Annotated in this window: 16 protein-coding genes; 5 read left to right on the top strand and 11 right to left on the bottom strand. The window is 65.9% G+C overall.

Annotated features, from left to right (window positions below; all coding sequences use genetic code 11):
* Positions 1 to 45: 45 nt before the first annotated feature.
* The 9 genes from ABEA07_RS00320 to ABEA07_RS00280 all read right to left on the bottom strand — a co-directional run bounded on the left by ABEA07_RS00320 (position 46) and on the right by ABEA07_RS00280 (position 7,366).
* Entirely contained in the window at positions 46 to 990 is a 945-nt protein-coding gene (locus tag ABEA07_RS00320) for a LysR family transcriptional regulator (protein ID WP_345535126.1), read from the bottom strand.
* A 128-nt stretch (positions 991 to 1,118) separates the two neighbouring features.
* A complete protein-coding gene (locus ABEA07_RS00315; protein WP_345535124.1) occupies positions 1,119 to 1,259 on the bottom strand; it encodes an entericidin A/B family lipoprotein in 141 nt (46 codons plus the stop codon).
* Between the two features lie 130 nt (positions 1,260 to 1,389).
* Entirely contained in the window at positions 1,390 to 2,700 is a 1,311-nt protein-coding gene (gene gltA, locus ABEA07_RS00310) for a citrate synthase (protein ID WP_345535122.1), read from the bottom strand.
* Positions 2,701 to 2,724: 24 nt separating this feature from the next.
* Complete coding sequence (locus tag ABEA07_RS00305; RefSeq protein ID WP_345535121.1) at positions 2,725 to 3,027, bottom strand: FAD assembly factor SdhE; 303 nt, start codon at positions 3,025 to 3,027, stop codon at positions 2,725 to 2,727.
* 25 nt (positions 3,028 to 3,052) lie between these two features.
* Complete coding sequence (locus tag ABEA07_RS00300; protein WP_345535120.1) at positions 3,053 to 3,754, bottom strand: succinate dehydrogenase iron-sulfur subunit; 702 nt, start codon at positions 3,752 to 3,754, stop codon at positions 3,053 to 3,055.
* A gap of 23 nt (positions 3,755 to 3,777) precedes the next feature.
* The gene (gene sdhA / locus ABEA07_RS00295) at positions 3,778 to 5,586 is read right to left on the bottom strand and encodes a succinate dehydrogenase flavoprotein subunit (RefSeq protein ID WP_345535119.1); all 1,809 of its coding nucleotides are present in this window, start codon (positions 5,584 to 5,586) and stop codon (positions 3,778 to 3,780) included.
* Between the two features lie 5 nt (positions 5,587 to 5,591).
* Positions 5,592 to 5,957, bottom strand: coding sequence for a succinate dehydrogenase, hydrophobic membrane anchor protein (sdhD, locus tag ABEA07_RS00290; RefSeq protein ID WP_345535118.1), 366 nt, complete (start codon positions 5,955 to 5,957; stop codon positions 5,592 to 5,594).
* 13 nt (positions 5,958 to 5,970) lie between these two features.
* On the bottom strand, positions 5,971 to 6,417 hold the full coding sequence (sdhC, locus tag ABEA07_RS00285) for a succinate dehydrogenase, cytochrome b556 subunit (RefSeq protein WP_345535117.1): 447 nt from the start codon (positions 6,415 to 6,417) through the stop codon (positions 5,971 to 5,973).
* A 163-nt stretch (positions 6,418 to 6,580) separates the two neighbouring features.
* Positions 6,581 to 7,366 carry a GntR family transcriptional regulator gene (locus ABEA07_RS00280; RefSeq protein WP_425584045.1) on the bottom strand — a complete coding sequence of 262 codons (786 nt, stop codon included), beginning with the start codon at positions 7,364 to 7,366 and terminating at the stop codon, positions 6,581 to 6,583.
* A 184-nt stretch (positions 7,367 to 7,550) separates the two neighbouring features.
* On the opposite strand from ABEA07_RS00280, the gene ABEA07_RS00275 reads away from it, so the two are divergent.
* The 5 genes from ABEA07_RS00275 (at position 7,551) to ABEA07_RS00255 (ending at position 13,682) form a co-directional block, all read left to right on the top strand.
* Entirely contained in the window at positions 7,551 to 8,537 is a 987-nt protein-coding gene (locus tag ABEA07_RS00275; RefSeq protein ID WP_345535116.1) for a malate dehydrogenase, read from the top strand.
* A 120-nt stretch (positions 8,538 to 8,657) separates the two neighbouring features.
* Positions 8,658 to 9,434, top strand: a complete 777-nt coding sequence (tam, locus tag ABEA07_RS00270) for a trans-aconitate 2-methyltransferase (RefSeq protein ID WP_345535115.1) — start codon at positions 8,658 to 8,660, stop codon at positions 9,432 to 9,434.
* Complete coding sequence (locus ABEA07_RS00265; protein WP_345535114.1) at positions 9,431 to 10,429, top strand: HpcH/HpaI aldolase/citrate lyase family protein; 999 nt, start codon at positions 9,431 to 9,433, stop codon at positions 10,427 to 10,429. The genes tam and ABEA07_RS00265 overlap by 4 nt, the downstream gene beginning before the upstream one ends.
* A 27-nt stretch (positions 10,430 to 10,456) precedes the next feature.
* Entirely contained in the window at positions 10,457 to 11,026 is a 570-nt protein-coding gene (locus ABEA07_RS00260; protein ID WP_345535113.1) for a hypothetical protein, read from the top strand.
* Positions 11,027 to 11,090: 64 nt separating this feature from the next.
* A complete protein-coding gene (locus ABEA07_RS00255) occupies positions 11,091 to 13,682 on the top strand; it encodes a bifunctional aconitate hydratase 2/2-methylisocitrate dehydratase (protein WP_345535112.1) in 2,592 nt (863 codons plus the stop codon).
* Between the two features lie 60 nt (positions 13,683 to 13,742).
* On the opposite strand, the gene ABEA07_RS00250 is transcribed toward ABEA07_RS00255, so the two are convergent.
* Together ABEA07_RS00250 and ABEA07_RS00245 are read right to left on the bottom strand one after the other, a co-directional pair.
* Positions 13,743 to 14,243, bottom strand: a complete 501-nt coding sequence (locus ABEA07_RS00250) for a pyridoxamine 5'-phosphate oxidase family protein (RefSeq protein WP_345535111.1) — start codon at positions 14,241 to 14,243, stop codon at positions 13,743 to 13,745.
* A gap of 114 nt (positions 14,244 to 14,357) precedes the next feature.
* On the bottom strand, positions 14,358 to 15,185 hold the full coding sequence (locus ABEA07_RS00245) for a helix-turn-helix domain-containing protein (RefSeq protein ID WP_345535110.1): 828 nt from the start codon (positions 15,183 to 15,185) through the stop codon (positions 14,358 to 14,360).
* Between the last annotated feature and the right edge of the window lie 89 nt (positions 15,186 to 15,274).

The following is a 15,274-nucleotide window of genomic DNA, read 5'->3' as shown; positions in this document are numbered from 1 at the left end:
GATGGTCTCTTTCGTGGGGATGGGAATTGTGTGCCGATCCGCCGCTCAGGCGGCCAGCGGATCGGCTGCCGCGTCCGGCGCCTGCAGGTGCTTGACCAGCATGCGCGCCGCGACGGGCAGCGTGGAAAAGTCGCGTGCCACCAGCCGGATCTCCCGGGCGGCCCAGCTGTCCTGGAGCGCGACGCTGCGCAGGCCGCGGCCGATGCCGCCCTGCATCAGCTGGAAGGCGCGCTGAGGCATCACGCCGACGCCCAGGCCGTTTTCGATCATGCGGCACATGGCGTCCAGGCCCGTGACGTGAATCCGCAGCTTGATGCTGCGGCCCGCAGCCAGTGCAGCCTGGTGCATGGCCACGTAGATCGAGCTGTTGGTGTGGAGGCCGACGTGGTCGAAGGCCAGCGAGTCGGCGAATCCGAGGCTGCGTTCCCCCGACAGGGGGTGGCCCTGGGGAACGATCAGGACCAGCGCGTCGCGCCGGTAGGGCAGAGTCTGCAACTCGTGGGCGCCCTCGGGCACGTGGCAAATGCCCAGGTCGGCCGCGCCCTCGTGCACGGCTCGCGCCACTTCGCTGCTGAGATGCTCCTCGAGGTCGATCTTGATGGCATCGTGCTGGCGCGTGAAGGCGCCCAGATCCTCCGGCAGGAACTGCACGATCGCCGAGATATTCGCGTGCACGCGCACGTGCCCGCGCACGCCCTCGGCATACTCGCTCAATTCACCCTGCATCTTCTCCAGGCTGTAAAGCACGGAGCGGGCATGGTGCAGCAGGCTTTCACCCGCTGGCGTCAGGTCGACGCCGCGCGCGTGGCGATAGAGCAGAGGGGTGCCCAGCGTGGTTTCGAGGTCCGAGAGACGTTTGCTGATCGCCGAGGCGGCGATGAACTCGCGGTCCGCCGCACGGCCGATGCTGCCGAGCTCGCACACAGCCACGAAAAGCTGCAACGACGTGAGGTCGATGCGGCGGGCAAAGCTGCGTTCGGAGAGAGTCATGGGGGGCGGCGACATCTCGTATGGAGATGGAAGCCGCTATTTTCCCCCGTTTTCGGGAGCTGGCCATCGCGATGCGCGATGACCAAGGTGCCCGCGGACGATGTCAGTCCGCGGACCCGGAGAAAGGGTTACTGGCGCTTCTTGGCCGCGTCTTCCATCTTTTCCCCGGCTTTCTGCACATCCTGGCCGGCTCCGCGCCAGGTATTGCAGCCATGCAGCGGCACGGCAAGGGTAAAAGCGACGGCGATCAGTGCGGCGAGCTTCTTCATGACCTAACTCCTTCGTTGAAAGTGCTGCAAAGGATGCACCGGCGCGAAGGCGATGCATGTCAGCCAATACGCAAAAAAGCTGCCCGAGGGCAGCTTTCCGCAATGAACGCCAGTGGCGATCCGCGCTGAGTTAGCGCTTGGCGATGGGCTGCACGTCGCGCTTGGGTGAACCTTCGAAGAGCTGGCGCGGACGGCCGATCTTGTACTCGGGGTCGCCGATCATCTCGTTGAGCTGGGCGATCCAGCCCACCGTGCGTGCCAGCGCGAAGATGGCAGTGAACAGCGGCACCGGGATGCCGATCGCGCGCTGCACGATGCCGGAGTAGAAGTCGACGTTCGGGTAGAGCTTGCGCGAGACGAAGTATTCGTCTTCCAGTGCGATCTTCTCCAGCGCCATGGCCAGCTTGAACAGCGGATCGTTCTCCAGGCCCAACTCGCCCAGCACTTCGCGGCAGGTTTCCTGCATCAGCTTGGCGCGCGGGTCGTAGTTCTTGTAGACGCGGTGCCCGAAGCCCATCAGCTTGACGTTGGAATTCTTGTCCTTGACCTGCTTGATGAACTCGCCGATCTTGTCCACGCCGCCAGCCTTCTGGATGTCGTAGAGCATGTTCAGCGCCGCCTCGTTGGCACCGCCGTGTGCCGGGCCCCAGAGGCAGGCCACGCCAGCCGCAATGGCCGCGAAGGGGTTGGTGCCCGACGAGCCGCACAGCCGCACGGTGGAGGTGGAAGCGTTCTGCTCGTGGTCGGCGTGCAGGATGAAGATGCGGTCGAGCGCACGCTCGAGCACGGGGCTTACCTTGTACGGCTCGCACGGCGTTGCGAACATCATGTGCAGGAAGTTGCCCGCATAGCTGAGCTCGTTCTTCGGGTACATGTACGGCTGGCCGATCGTGTACTTGTAGGCCATGGCCACCAGCGTCGGCATCTTCGCGATCAGGCGGATCGCGGCGATTTCGCGGTGCTTCGGATTGTTGATGTCCGTGCTGTCGTGATAGAAGGCCGAGAGCGCGCCCACCAGGCCCGTCATGATGGCCATCGGATGCGCGTCGCGGCGGAAGCCGCGCAGAAAGAACTGCATCTGCTCATTGACCATGGTGTGGTTGGTCACGAGCTTGGTGAAGGAGTTTTTCTGCTCCTGGTTGGGCAACTCGCCGTACAGCAGCAGGTGGCAGGTCTCGAGGAAATCGCAGTTGGTGGCCAACTGCTCGATCGGGTAGCCGCGATAGAGCAGTTCGCCCTTGTCACCGTCGATGTACGTGATGGCCGACTCGCACGACGCCGTCGACATGAAGCCCGGGTCATAGGTGAACATGCCGGTCTGGGCGTAGAGCTTGCGGATGTCGATCACATCGGGGCCCATGGTGCCCTTGTAGATCGGCATCTCGACGCTTTGTCCGCCGTTGCTGAACGACAGGGTGGCTTTGGTGTCGGAAGCTTTCATTGCGACTTTCTTTCAAAAAATAGATCAGGAATGGAGGGGGTGCGCGCCCTCGGTACGCATCAGCTGCAACAGTTCGACCACATCGGCACCGGCCCATCCGGGCTCGGGCTCCTTTCGTCGAAGCAGGAGGTCGAGCAGATCGTTGTCCGACAGGTCCATCAATGTCTCCAGTGCCTGCGCCTGCCCGCAGGTCAGACCTTGCTCGTGCCGCGCAAAGAAGCGCGCGATGAACAGGTCGTTTTCGAGCAAGCCGCGCCGGCAACGCCATTTGAGCTTGCTCAGCGCGCGTTCGCTGATCGGCTGGTCGAGGTCGGCGGCGGATTGCATGGGGGGGTCGCCAGTATGCGTAGAGCTAGATGGCGCGACGCACCATCAGTTCCTTGATCTTGCCGATGGCCTTGGTGGGGTTCAGGCTCTTGGGGCACACGTCCACGCAGTTCATGATCGTGTGGCAACGGAACAGGCGGTATGGGTCTTCCAGGTTGTCCAGGCGCTCCGCCGTGGCCTGATCGCGGCTGTCAGCGATGAAGCGGTAGGCCTGCAGCAGACCGGCGGGGCCGACGAACTTGTCGGGGTTCCACCAGAAGCTGGGGCAGCTCGTCGAGCAGCTCGCGCACAGAATGCACTCGTACAGGCCATTGAGCTCTTCGCGCTCCTCGGGGGACTGCAGGCGCTCCTTCTCGGGCGGCACCGTGTTGTTCTGCAGGTAGGGCTTGATGGAGTCGTACTGCTTGAAGAACTGCGTCATGTCCACGATCAGGTCGCGGATCACCGGCAGGCCCGGCAGCGGCTTGAGCACGATCGTGCCCTTGAGCGCACGCATGTTGGTGAGGCAGGCCAGGCCGTTCTTGCCGTTGATGTTCATCGCGTCCGAGCCGCAGACGCCTTCGCGGCAGGAGCGGCGGAAGGACAGCGTGGGATCCTGCGCCTTGAGCTTGATCAGGGCGTCCAGGAGCATGCGCTCGTGGCCGTCGAGTTCGACCTCCACCGTCTGCATGTAGGGCTTGGCGTCCTTGTCCGGGTCGTAGCGGTAGATCTGGAATGTGCGCTTCATCGTGTAAACCTTGTGGAGGGGACTCAGAACGTGCGGACCTTCGGCGGCACGGTGTCGACCGTCAGCGGCTTGAGGCGGACAGGCTTGTAGGAGAGGCTGTTGCTCTCGCTGTGCCAAAGGGTGTGCTTCATCCAGTTGGCATCGTCGCGGCCCAGCGGCGCGACCGGATCGTCGGCCGGGCGCTCGTAGTCTTCCACCGTGTGGGCGCCGCGGCATTCCTTGCGCGCGGCGGCCGAGACCATGGTGGCCTGCGCGACTTCGATCAGGTTGTCGACTTCCAGCGCCTCGATGCGCGCCGTGTTGAAGACGCGCGACTTGTCCTTGAGCGTGACGGCCTTGGCGCGTTCGCGCACGGCGGCGATCTTCCTGACGCCTTCGTCCATCGAGGCCTGGGTGCGGAACACCGCGGCGTGCTCCTGCATGGTCGCGCGGATCTGGTTGGCCACGTCCTGCGCGTACTCGCCCGAGGTGGAGGACTCCAGGAAGTTCAGGCGCTCCAGCGTGCGGTCGGCGGCGTCGGCCGGCAGCGGCTTGTGCTCGCGGTTCTTCTGGTTGAACTCGACGATGTGGTTGCCGGCCGCGCGGCCGAACACCAGCAGGTCCAGCAGCGAATTCGTGCCCAGGCGGTTGGCGCCGTGCACGCTCACACAGGAGCATTCGCCCACCGCGTAGAGACCGTTGACCACGGTGTTGTAGTCCTCGCCCTTGGGCACAACGACCTGGCCATGGATGTTGGTGGGAATGCCGCCCATCTGGTAATGGATGGTCGGCACCACCGGGATCGGCTCCTTGGTGATGTCGACGTTGGCGAAGTTGACGCCGATCTCGTACACCGAGGGCAGGCGCTTGTGGATGGTCTCGGCGCCCAGGTGGTCCATCTTGAGCAGCACGTAGTCCTTGTTCGGTCCGCAGCCTCGGCCTTCCTTGATTTCCTGGTCCATCGAGCGCGAGACGAAGTCGCGCGGGGCCAGATCCTTCAGCGTCGGCGCATAGCGCTCCATGAAGCGCTCACCATTGCTGTTGATCAGGATCGCGCCCTCGCCGCGGCAGCCCTCGGTCAGCAGCACGCCGGCGCCGGCCACGCCGGTCGGATGGAACTGCCAGAACTCCATGTCCTGCAGCGGGATACCGGCGCGCGCGGCCATGCCGAGGCCGTCGCCGGTGTTGATGAACGCGTTGGTCGAAGCGCCGAAGATGCGGCCGGCGCCGCCGGTGGCCAGCAGCACGGTCTTGGCCTGCAGGATGTGCAGGTCGCCGGTTTCCATTTCGAGCGCGGTGACGCCCACCACGTCGCCTTCGGCGTCGCGGATCAGGTCGAGCGCCATCCACTCGACGAAGAACTGGGTGCGGGCTTCCACGTTCTTCTGGTAGAGCGTATGAAGCATCGCGTGGCCGGTGCGGTCGGCCGCGGCGCAGGCGCGCTGCACCGGCTTCTCGCCGTAGTTGGCCGTGTGGCCGCCGAAGGGGCGCTGGTAGATGGTGCCGTCCGGGTTGCGGTCGAATGGCATGCCGAAGTGCTCGAGCTCGTAGACGACCTTCGGTGCTTCGCGGCACATGAACTCGATCGCGTCCTGGTCACCGAGCCAGTCGGAGCCCTTGACGGTGTCGTAGAAGTGGTAGTGCCAGTTGTCCTCGCTCATGTTGCCGAGCGAGGCGCCGACGCCACCCTGGGCAGCGACGGTGTGCGAGCGGGTCGGGAAGACCTTGGACAGCACGGCCACGTTGAGCCCGGCCCGTGCGAGCTGGAGCGAGGCGCGCATGCCGGAGCCGCCGGCGCCGACGATGACGACGTCGAACTTGCGCTTGGTGATCTGATTGTTGGTGTATGACATGGCGCTTAGATTCTCCAGAGCACTTGAATGGCCCAACCCGCGCATGCCACAAGCCAGACGATGGTGAAAACCTGCAGGACGAGGCGAATTCCGACCGGCGGGACGTAGTCCATCCAGACGTCACGCATGCCGACCCACACGTGATAGAGCAGCGATGCGATCGTCGTGAAGGTCAGCACCTTCATCCATTGCGACGCGAAGATGCCCGCCCAGGTGTCATAGCCGATGGGGCCGCGTGTAAACAGCACCTGCGCGAGCAGGGCGATCGTGAAAAGCGCCATCAGAGCGCCGGTGATGCGCTGGCTGAGCCAGTCGCGAAGTCCGTAGTGCGCGCCGACGACAACGCGCTTGGAGCCGTAGTTCACTGACATGTCGTGCTCCTTTTCAATAGAGGCCGAAGAGCTTGGCGCCCAGCACGACCGTCAGCAGGATGCTGATGGCCAGCGTGGCGATCGCGGAGCTGTGGCCGAATTCCTTGCTCACCGCGGCGTGGCTGACGTCCATCCAGAGGTGCCGCAGGCCGGCGATGAAGTGGTGCAGGTAGGCCCAGATCAGCGCCAGCGCCACCAGTTTCAAAAACCATCCGGGAACGAAACCAAGGCCGCTGTTGAAGGCGGCCTTGAAGCGGGCATACGAGTATTCGGAAGATACGGAGGTGTCGAACATCCAGATCACGAAAGGCAGCAGCAGGAACATCAGCACGCCGCTCACGCGATGCAGGATCGACACGAGGCCCGCGGGGGGCAACCGGTAGCCGGTCAGGTCCGAGAAGACGTTGATGTTGCGGAACTCGCGACGCTGAGATCGGGATGGTTTGGCCAGCTCTGTCATGGGGGCTTTCAGAATTATTTGGATGGCGGCTTGCTCGTTGGCAGAAATGCAAACAACGCAAAATTCTATTGCAACGCACCATCCCGGCGTCGGGGCGTGCCTGGCGCCGCACTGGGATGGTCGGATGCTCGCCCTTCGGCGGCGCGGCAGGATCCTGCTTCCATCAGCCCAACTCGTTGCGGTAGTGATGCGTATCGGTGCGATAGAGCCCGCGGCGCAGTTCCATCGGCGTGTCGTGGTACGTGTGGGCGATGCGCTCGACGCTGAGCAATGGCGTGGCCGTCGTCACCGCCAGGAGTGCGGCCTGCGCTTCGTCCGGCAGGACGGCGCGGATCTTCTCCTCGGCGCGCACCATGCGCACGCCGAACTCGGTCTCGAACATCGCGTACATCGGCCCGTGCCATTCGCGCAGGCGCTCGGCCGTGAGGCCTCTGAAGGGGGCGCCGGGCAGCCAGAGGTCTTCCAGGATGGTGGGCGTGCCGCGGTAGGCCAGCACGCGGCGCACCTGCAGCACGGCGTCACCGGTGCGCAGCGCCAGCAGGCGCGCGATGTCGGCACTGGCGCGCAGCCGCTTGCAATCGACGATCTCCCGCTCGGCCGGGCCTTCGCTGTCGACGTCGCCGCTGTCGGGCACCAGTTTCAGGAAGCGGTACTGCACGTGCTGTTCCGCGTGCGTGGCCACGAAGGTCCCCTTGCCCTGCCGGCGCACGACCAGGTTCTCTGCCGCGAGTTCGTCGATCGCCTTGCGCACCGTGCCCTGGCTGACGCGAAAGCGCGTGGCCAGGTCGATCTCGCTGGGGATCGGCTCGCCGGGCTTCCATTCGCCGGCGTGCAGGCTCTGCAGGATCAGGGACTTGATCTGCTGGTACAGCGGGCTGAACGAGGGCGTCGCCGGATCTGCGAGAGCGGTGGAGGAGGTGGCCATGGCAGGGGTGCGCACGCGCCGCATCGGCGCGTGTCGGGCGACATCTTATATAAGACACAAGACCGGCGCCATCCGAAGCGCAAATCGTCATAAAATCCGCGATGGCCTTTGCGACCGGGCGAAGTTCGAGACGGATACCGCCCGGCCCCCGACCTCCGCGGCCGAATCCGCGGCCGCGCACCGTATTCACCTTTCCTGGAGTTTTCCCATGAGCAAAAAGCCCGTTCGCGTTGCCGTCACTGGCGCCGCCGGTCAAATCGGTTACGCCCTGCTGTTCCGTATCGCCTCCGGCGAGATGCTCGGCAAGGACCAGCCGGTCATCCTTCAGCTCCTCGAGATTCCGGACGAGAAGGCACAGAAGGCCCTGAAGGGCGTGATCATGGAGCTCGAGGACTGCGCCTTCCCGTTGCTGGCCGGCGTGATCCCCACCGGCGATCCGCTGGTGGCCTTCAAGGACGCGGACTACGCCCTGCTGGTCGGTGCCCGCCCGCGCGGCCCCGGCATGGAGCGTGCCGACCTGCTGGCCGCCAACGCCCAGATCTTCACCGCCCAGGGCAAGGCCCTCGACCAGGTCGCCAGCCGCAACGTCAAGGTGCTGGTGGTCGGCAATCCGGCCAATACCAACGCCTACATCGCGATGAAGAGCGCCCCCAGCCTGCCGCGCAAGAACTTCACCGCCATGCTGCGGCTGGACCACAACCGCGCCGCCAGCCAGATCGCCGCCAAGACCGGCAAGGCCGTGGGCGACATCGAGAAGCTCACCGTCTGGGGCAACCATTCGCCGACGATGTACGCCGACTACCGTTTCGCCACCATCGACGGCAAGAGCGTGAAGGACATGATCAACGACCAGGTCTGGAACGCCGACACCTTCCTGCCCACCGTGGGCAAGCGCGGTGCCGCCATCATCGAGGCGCGCGGCCTGTCCTCCGCCGCCTCGGCCGCCAACGCCGCCATCGACCACATGCGCGACTGGGCCCTGGGCTCCAACGGCAAGTGGGTCACGATGGGCATCCCCTCCGACGGCCAGTACGGCATCCCCAAGGATGTGATATTCGGCTTCCCCGTCACCACGGAAAACGGCGAGTACAAGCTGGTCGAAGGCCTGGAAATCGACGAGTTCAGCCAGGAACGCATCAACAAGACGCTGAAGGAACTGCAGGACGAACAGGCTGGCGTCGCGCACCTGCTGTGATGACCGCCCCCGGCTATTCACTCGCTGTGCTCGTGTCACTCCACTCCCCGAGGGAGAGGCGCGGCTTGCCTTCGGGGCGGCCTTGCGGCCGCCACCGTGGCGTCGATCGAGGTGAGTGACATGCTGGACTGGAGCCCCGCGCTCTACCGCCGCTACGAAGACGAGCGCACGCGCCCCGCCCAGGAGCTGCTGGCGCGGGTTCCGCTGGCCGGGGCGAGCCGCGTGGTCGATCTCGGCTGCGGCCCCGGCAACTCCACCGAACTGCTGGTGCGCCGGTTTCCCGGCGCCGAGGCGACGGGCACCGACAACTCCGAGCCCATGCTGGCCAGCGCGCGCGAGCGGTTGCCGCAGGCCCGCTTCGAACTGAGCGACATCGCGACCTGGCAGCCGGCGCAAGCGCCGGACCTGATCTATGCCAACGCCTCGCTGCAGTGGGTGCCCGATCACGAAACATTGATTCCGCGGCTGTTCGCCTCCCTGGCACCCGGCGGCGTCCTCGCCGTCCAGATGCCGGACAACCGCGAGGAGCCCACCCATCGGCTGATGCGCGAAGTCGCAGCCGAGGCACCGTGGGCCCAGGCCATCGGTGATGCGGACAAGCTGCGCACCCGGCTCTTGCCGCTGTCCGGCTACTACGACCTGCTGGCTGGCGAGGCCGCACGAGTGGATGTCTGGCGCACGGCTTATCAGCACCCCATGGTCTCGGCCGGCGCCATCGTCGAATGGGTGCGCGGCACCGGTCTCAAGCCCTTCGTCGATCGCCTGCAGGCCGACCTGCAAGCGGGCTACCTGGCCGAGTACGAGCGGCGCGTCGACCGTGCCTATCCCCCGCGCAGCGACGGCAAGCGGCTGCTGGCCTTCCCGCGCATGTTCATCGTCGCGCAGCGCAAGCCATGAACGGTTCTTCCCATCCCAAGGATGTCCTGCTCGGTGCCCAGGCCGGCGCCGTGGTCCTGCCCGTGTGCGACCACTACAGCGGCGTGGAGGCGCGCATGCGCAAGAGCCTCGCCCTTCAAGCCGAAATGGCGCAGGAGTTCGGTGCCTGCGTTTTCGACGTCACGCTCGATTGCGAAGACGGTGCACCCGTGGGCGGCGAGGCCGAGCACGCGGCCCTGGTGACCGAGCTGGCCCTGGCCGCCGCGCCCGACATGCGGGTCGGCGTGCGCGTCCATCCTGTCGACCATCCGGCCTTCGCCGGCGACGTGATGACGATCGCCGGCCGCGCCGGCCATCGCCTCAGCCACCTGATGGTGCCGAAGGTGGAGTCGGCGCGGGACGTGCGCGAGGCGGTCGAGGCGCTCAATGCCGTCGGTGCGGAGGCGCTGCCGCTGCACGTGCTGATCGAGTCGCCCTTCGCCGTGCACAACGCCTTCGAGATCGCCGCCCATCCGCGCGTGCAGTCCCTCAGCTTCGGCCTGATGGACTTCGTCTCCGCCCACGGCGGCGCGATCCCTGCCGACGGCATGGGCGCCGCGGGCCAGTTCACCCACCCGCTGGTCGTGCGTGCCAAGCTGGATATCGCCTCGGCCGCGCATGCGCACGGCAAGGTGCCCTCGCACTGCGTGGTGACGGAGTTCAACGACGTCGAGGCGATGCGCGCTGCCGCCGCCAAGGCAGCCCGCGAGTTCGGTTACACGCGCATGTGGAGCATCCACCCGAACCAGATCCGGCCCATCCTCGAGGCCTTCGCGCCGGATGAGCGGCAGATTCAAACCGCTACAAAAATCATGGCGGCCGCGGTCTCCGCCGATTGGGCGCCCGTCAGTTTTGATGGCACATTGCACGACCGCGCGAGCTACCGTCATTTCTGGCAGGTACTTTCACGGGCACACGCTACCGGGCGCGCATTGCCGCCCGAGGCGCAGGCCTGGTTTGCGCCGGTGTCCTCCTGAAACCGAACTCCTCCAAAGGAAAGACCCATGAAGAAATTTGCCATCGCCATTGCATTGGGCCTCGCGTTGCCGCTCTCGGCCTTCGCCCAGGGTGCCGCTGACGCCGCGAAGCCGCCGCTGAAAGATCGCGCGAAGGACGCGGCCAAGAAGACCACGCAGAAGGTCGTGCCCAAGCGCGTCATCAAGAAGATCGAAGAGGCCAAGCCCATCAGCGAAGAGTCCGACGTGGTGCTCACACCCGAGGACCTGGCCGTCTCCAAGCGCGTGCTGACCGGCACCGTCAAGTGCGAACTCGGCGCCAGCGTCGCGATCGAGGCCAGCCAGAAGAAGGAAGGCTTCTTCATCCTGACGCACGGCAGCACCAAGTACTTCATGCACCCGGTCAACAGCCGCACCGGCGCCATCCGCCTGGAAGATCCCAAGGCCGAGGCCATGTGGCTGCAACTGGGCAACAAGTCCATGCTGATGAGCCAGAAGCAGGGCCTGCGCCTGGCCGACGAATGCCAGGCCACCGAGCAGGCCATGATGGCCGAGGACATGAAGAAGAACCCGCCCAAGAGCCTGTTCGACGGCGCGGATTCGGACACGAAGAAATAAGCCCCAGGCGCAGGCGGCCCGCCTTTTGCCAGGCCGCCACGGTTCCCGATCCGGAGAGAGAAAGATGTTGCAAGCCTACGTTGACCATGTCGCCGAGCGCGCCGCGCTCGGCATCCCGCCGCTGCCGCTGTCGGCCAAGCAGACCGGCGAAGTCATCGAACTGATGAAGACCGCGACCGCCGACGCCGGCGAGTTCCTGCTGAACCTGCTGACGCACCGCGTGCCGGCCGGCGTGGACGACGCGGCCAAGGTCAAGGCGAGCTACCTGGCGGCGGTGGCCCACGGCAGCGAGAAGAGCCTGCTGGTCTCGCGTGCCCACGCCACCGAGCTGCTGGGCACCATGCTCGGCGGCTACAACATCGGCCCGCTGATCGACCTGCTGGACGATGCCGAGGTCGGCGCCGTCGCGGCCGAGGGCCTGAAGAAAACACTGCTGATGTTCGACCAGTTCCATGACGTCAAGGAAAAGGCCGACAAGGGCAATGCCAACGCCAAGGCCGTGCTGCAGAGCTGGGCCGATGCCGAGTGGTTCACCAGCCGCCCCGAGGTGCCGCAAAGCCTGACCGTCACGGTCTTCAAGGTGCCCGGCGAGACCAACACCGACGACCTCTCGCCCGCGCCGGACGCCACCACCCGCCCCGACATCCCGATGCACGCGCTGGCGATGCTGAAGAACAAGCGCGAAGGCGCCCCCTTCTCGCCGGAGGAAGACGGCAAGCGCGGTCCGGTCAAGTTCATCGAGTCGCTGAAGGAAAAGGGCCACCAGGTCGCTTATGTGGGTGACGTGGTCGGCACCGGCTCCTCGCGCAAGAGCGCCACCAACTCGGTGCTTTGGTTCACCGGCCAGGACATCCCCTTCATTCCCAACAAACGCTTCGGCGGCGTGTGCCTGGGCAGCAAGATCGCTCCGATCTTCTACAACACCATGGAAGACGCGGGTGCGCTGCCCATCGAGCTGGACGTGAACCAGATGGACATGGGTGACGTGATCGAGCTGCGCCCCTACGAGGGCAAGGCCCTCAAGGACGGCAAGGTCATCGCCGAGTTCAAGGTCAAGAGCGACGTGCTGTTCGATGAAGTGCGCGCCGGCGGCCGCATTCCGCTGATCATCGGCCGGGGCCTGACGGCCAAGGCGCGCGAGGCGCTGGGCCTGCCGCCCTCGACCCTGTTCCGCCTGCCCGTGAGCCCCGAGGACACGAAGAAAGGCTTCTCGCTCGCACAGAAGATGGTGGGCCGCGCCTGTGGCCTTCCGGAAGGCCAGGGCGTGCGCCCGGGCACCTACTGCGAGCCGAAGATGACCTCCGTCGGCAGCCAGGACACCACCGGCCCGATGACCCGCGACGAACTCAAGGACCTGGCCTGCCTGGGCTTCAGCGCCGACCTGGTGATGCAGTCCTTCTGCCACACGGCGGCCTACCCCAAGAAGGTCGACGTGAAGATGCACCACGAGCTGCCGGACTTCATCAGCACGCGCGGCGGCGTGTCGCTGCGTCCGGGCGACGGCGTGATCCACAGCTGGCTCAACCGCCTCCTCACGCCCGACACCGTCGGCACCGGCGGCGACAGCCACACCCGCTTCCCGATCGGCATCAGCTTCCCGGCCGGCTCGGGGCTGGTCGCCTTCGCGGCCGCCACCGGCGTGATGCCTCTGGACATGCCTGAATCGGTGCTGGTGCGCTTCAAGGGCAAGATGCAGCCCGGCGTGACCCTGCGCGACCTGGTCAACGCGATCCCGCTCTACGCGATCAAGCAGGGCCTGCTCACGGTCGAGAAAAAGGGCAAGAAGAACATCTTCTCCGGCCGCATCCTCGAGATCGAGGGCCTGCCCGACCTGAAGGTGGAACAGGCGTTCGAACTCAGCGATGCCTCGGCCGAGCGCTCGGCCGCCGGCTGCACGGTGCACCTGAACAAGGAGCCGATCGCCGAATACATCAACAGCAACATCACGCTGATGAAGTGGATGATCGCCGAGGGCTACGCCGACGCGCGCACCCTGCAGCGCCGCATCGCCGCGCAGGAAGCCTGGCTCAAGAACCCGCAGCTGCTCAAGGCCGACGACGACGCCGAGTACGCCGCCGTGATCGAGATCGACCTGGCCGACATCCACGAGCCCATCGTGGCCTGCCCGAACGATCCGGACGACGTGAAGACGCTGTCCGACGTGGCCGGTGCAAAGATCGACGAAGTCTTCATCGGCTCCTGCATGACCAACATCGGCCACTTCCGCGCAGCCTCCAAGCTGCTGGAAGGCAAGCGCGACATCCCGGTCAAACTGTGGATCGCGCCGCCCACCAAGATGGACGCGCACCAGCTCACCGAAGAAGGCCACTACGGCGTGTTCGGCAATGCCGGCGCGCGGACCGAGATGCCCGGCTGCTCGCTGTGCATGGGCAACCAGGCGCAGGTGCGAGAGGGCGCGACGGTGATGTCGACCAGCACCCGCAACTTCCCCAACCGCCTGGGCAAGAACACCAACGTGTACCTGGGCAGCGCCGAACTGGCCGCGATCTGCTCGCGCCTGGGCCGCATCCCGACCAAGGAGGAGTACATGGCCAGCGCCGGCGTGCTCGAAGCGTCGAGCGACCAGATCTACCAGTACCTGAACTTCGACAAGATCGAGGAGTTCACCGAGGCCGCGGCCACGGTCACGGCCTGAGCGCCGTTCGCTGACGAAAGCCCGCCTCGGCGGGCTTTTGTTTTTCTGCGGTCGCCGCGATCAGCTGACGCGCAGCTTTTCGTGGTCCGCCATCTGCTTGGGTGGATTGCCCGTGACGGCCGAGGTGGCCATCTTGAGCAACTGGACCATCTTGCTGTCCTTGACGTCCCAGTATTCCGCTTCGACGATCTGCACCGCGAGCAGGCCCAGGTTGGGGTCCGATGCGCCCTTCGGGAACCAGGCCTTCGCCATCGTATTGAAGAGCGCTTCCTTCATCGCCATGTCGTCGACCATCGAGGCGCGCCCGGCCACCGACACGTAGCTGTCGGCATCGGTGTTCGCATATGCCACGTTCACGACCGGATCGGCCGCGATGTGCTGCGCGATCTCGCCGTCCTTGGGAATGAAGAAGAACAGCGTGGCAGCTTCGTCGATGTTCTTGCTCTGCGTGGTGAGCGGGTGGCTGTGGAGCTGGCCGTCGCCATGGCGGTGCGTCAGCATGCCGAAACGCGTGTCCTTGATCAGATCCCAAAGCTTGTCGTAGTGGTCGTTGGTGGGCATGGCATCTCCATCGGGTTCGAGGGTTGAAAGGGATGCCGGCCAAGCTGGTGCCCATCGGGCGTCCACGCCGACGCGAATGATCGCATCTGCTTGTGGGCCGTCGCCGACCCTCCGTCAGCCGGATGCCTGTGTTGCCAAGGCCGCGAGCAGGGCGGCGGTCTGCGGATCCGCCGGAAAGAAGGATTCCACCGCCAGCTCCTGCAGCGTGACGTCGACCGGCGTACCGAAGATCGTGGTGGTGCTGATGAAGCTCAGCACCCCGTGGGGGGTCACGTACTGGAAGGGCACCGCGACGCCGGCCAGCGGGCTGTGGTTTCCCGGCGTGTCGTGGCTCACCTGCGGTGCCGGATAGGCGGCCAGCTCGTCGTGCAGGGCCGCGAGGGTGGTGTCGCCGGTGGTGGCGATCTGCTGCTGCAGGCGCTCCAGCAGATGGGCGCGCCACTGCGCCAGGTTCGCGATGCGCGGAGCAACGCCCTGCGGGTGCAGGCTCATCCGCAGGACGTTGACGGGGGGCGTCAGCAGGTGGGGCGAGGCGCCCTCCATCAGCAGCGGCACCAGGGCGTTGTGCGCGACCAGGTTCCAGTGGCGGTCCACCGCGAGCGCAGGAAAAGGCTCGTGCCCCTTCAAAACCAGTTCCACCGCCTGCCGGGCGGGCGCCAGGGCCGGGTCGTCCAGCGAGCGCTGCCTGTACATGGGCGCGTAGCCGGCCGCCACCAGCAGCGTGTTGCGCTCCCGCAAGGGCACATCCAGCCGCTCGGCCAGGCGCAGCACCATCTCGCGGCTGGGCTCGGCGCGGCCGGTCTCGACATAGCTCAGGTGGCGCGTCGAGACCTGGGCCTCGTTCGCCAGGTCGAGCTGGCTCAGGCGGCGGTGCTGGCGCCAGCGGCGCAGATGCGCGCCGAAGGAATCGGCGGCGGTGGGCGGCGTCGAAAGCAAGGTCATGGCCGCCATCCTAGTGAAGCGGCGCGCAACAGCCATGACCTCGCAGGTCATCGCCCGCGGACGCGGGGGCGCGCCAGGGTGACATCGTG

It is taken from the genome of Variovorax defluvii, assembly GCF_039541515.1.
GTDB lineage: Bacteria > Pseudomonadota > Gammaproteobacteria > Burkholderiales > Burkholderiaceae_C > Variovorax > Variovorax defluvii.
This window is presented reverse-complemented; position numbering and strand designations above follow the sequence as displayed.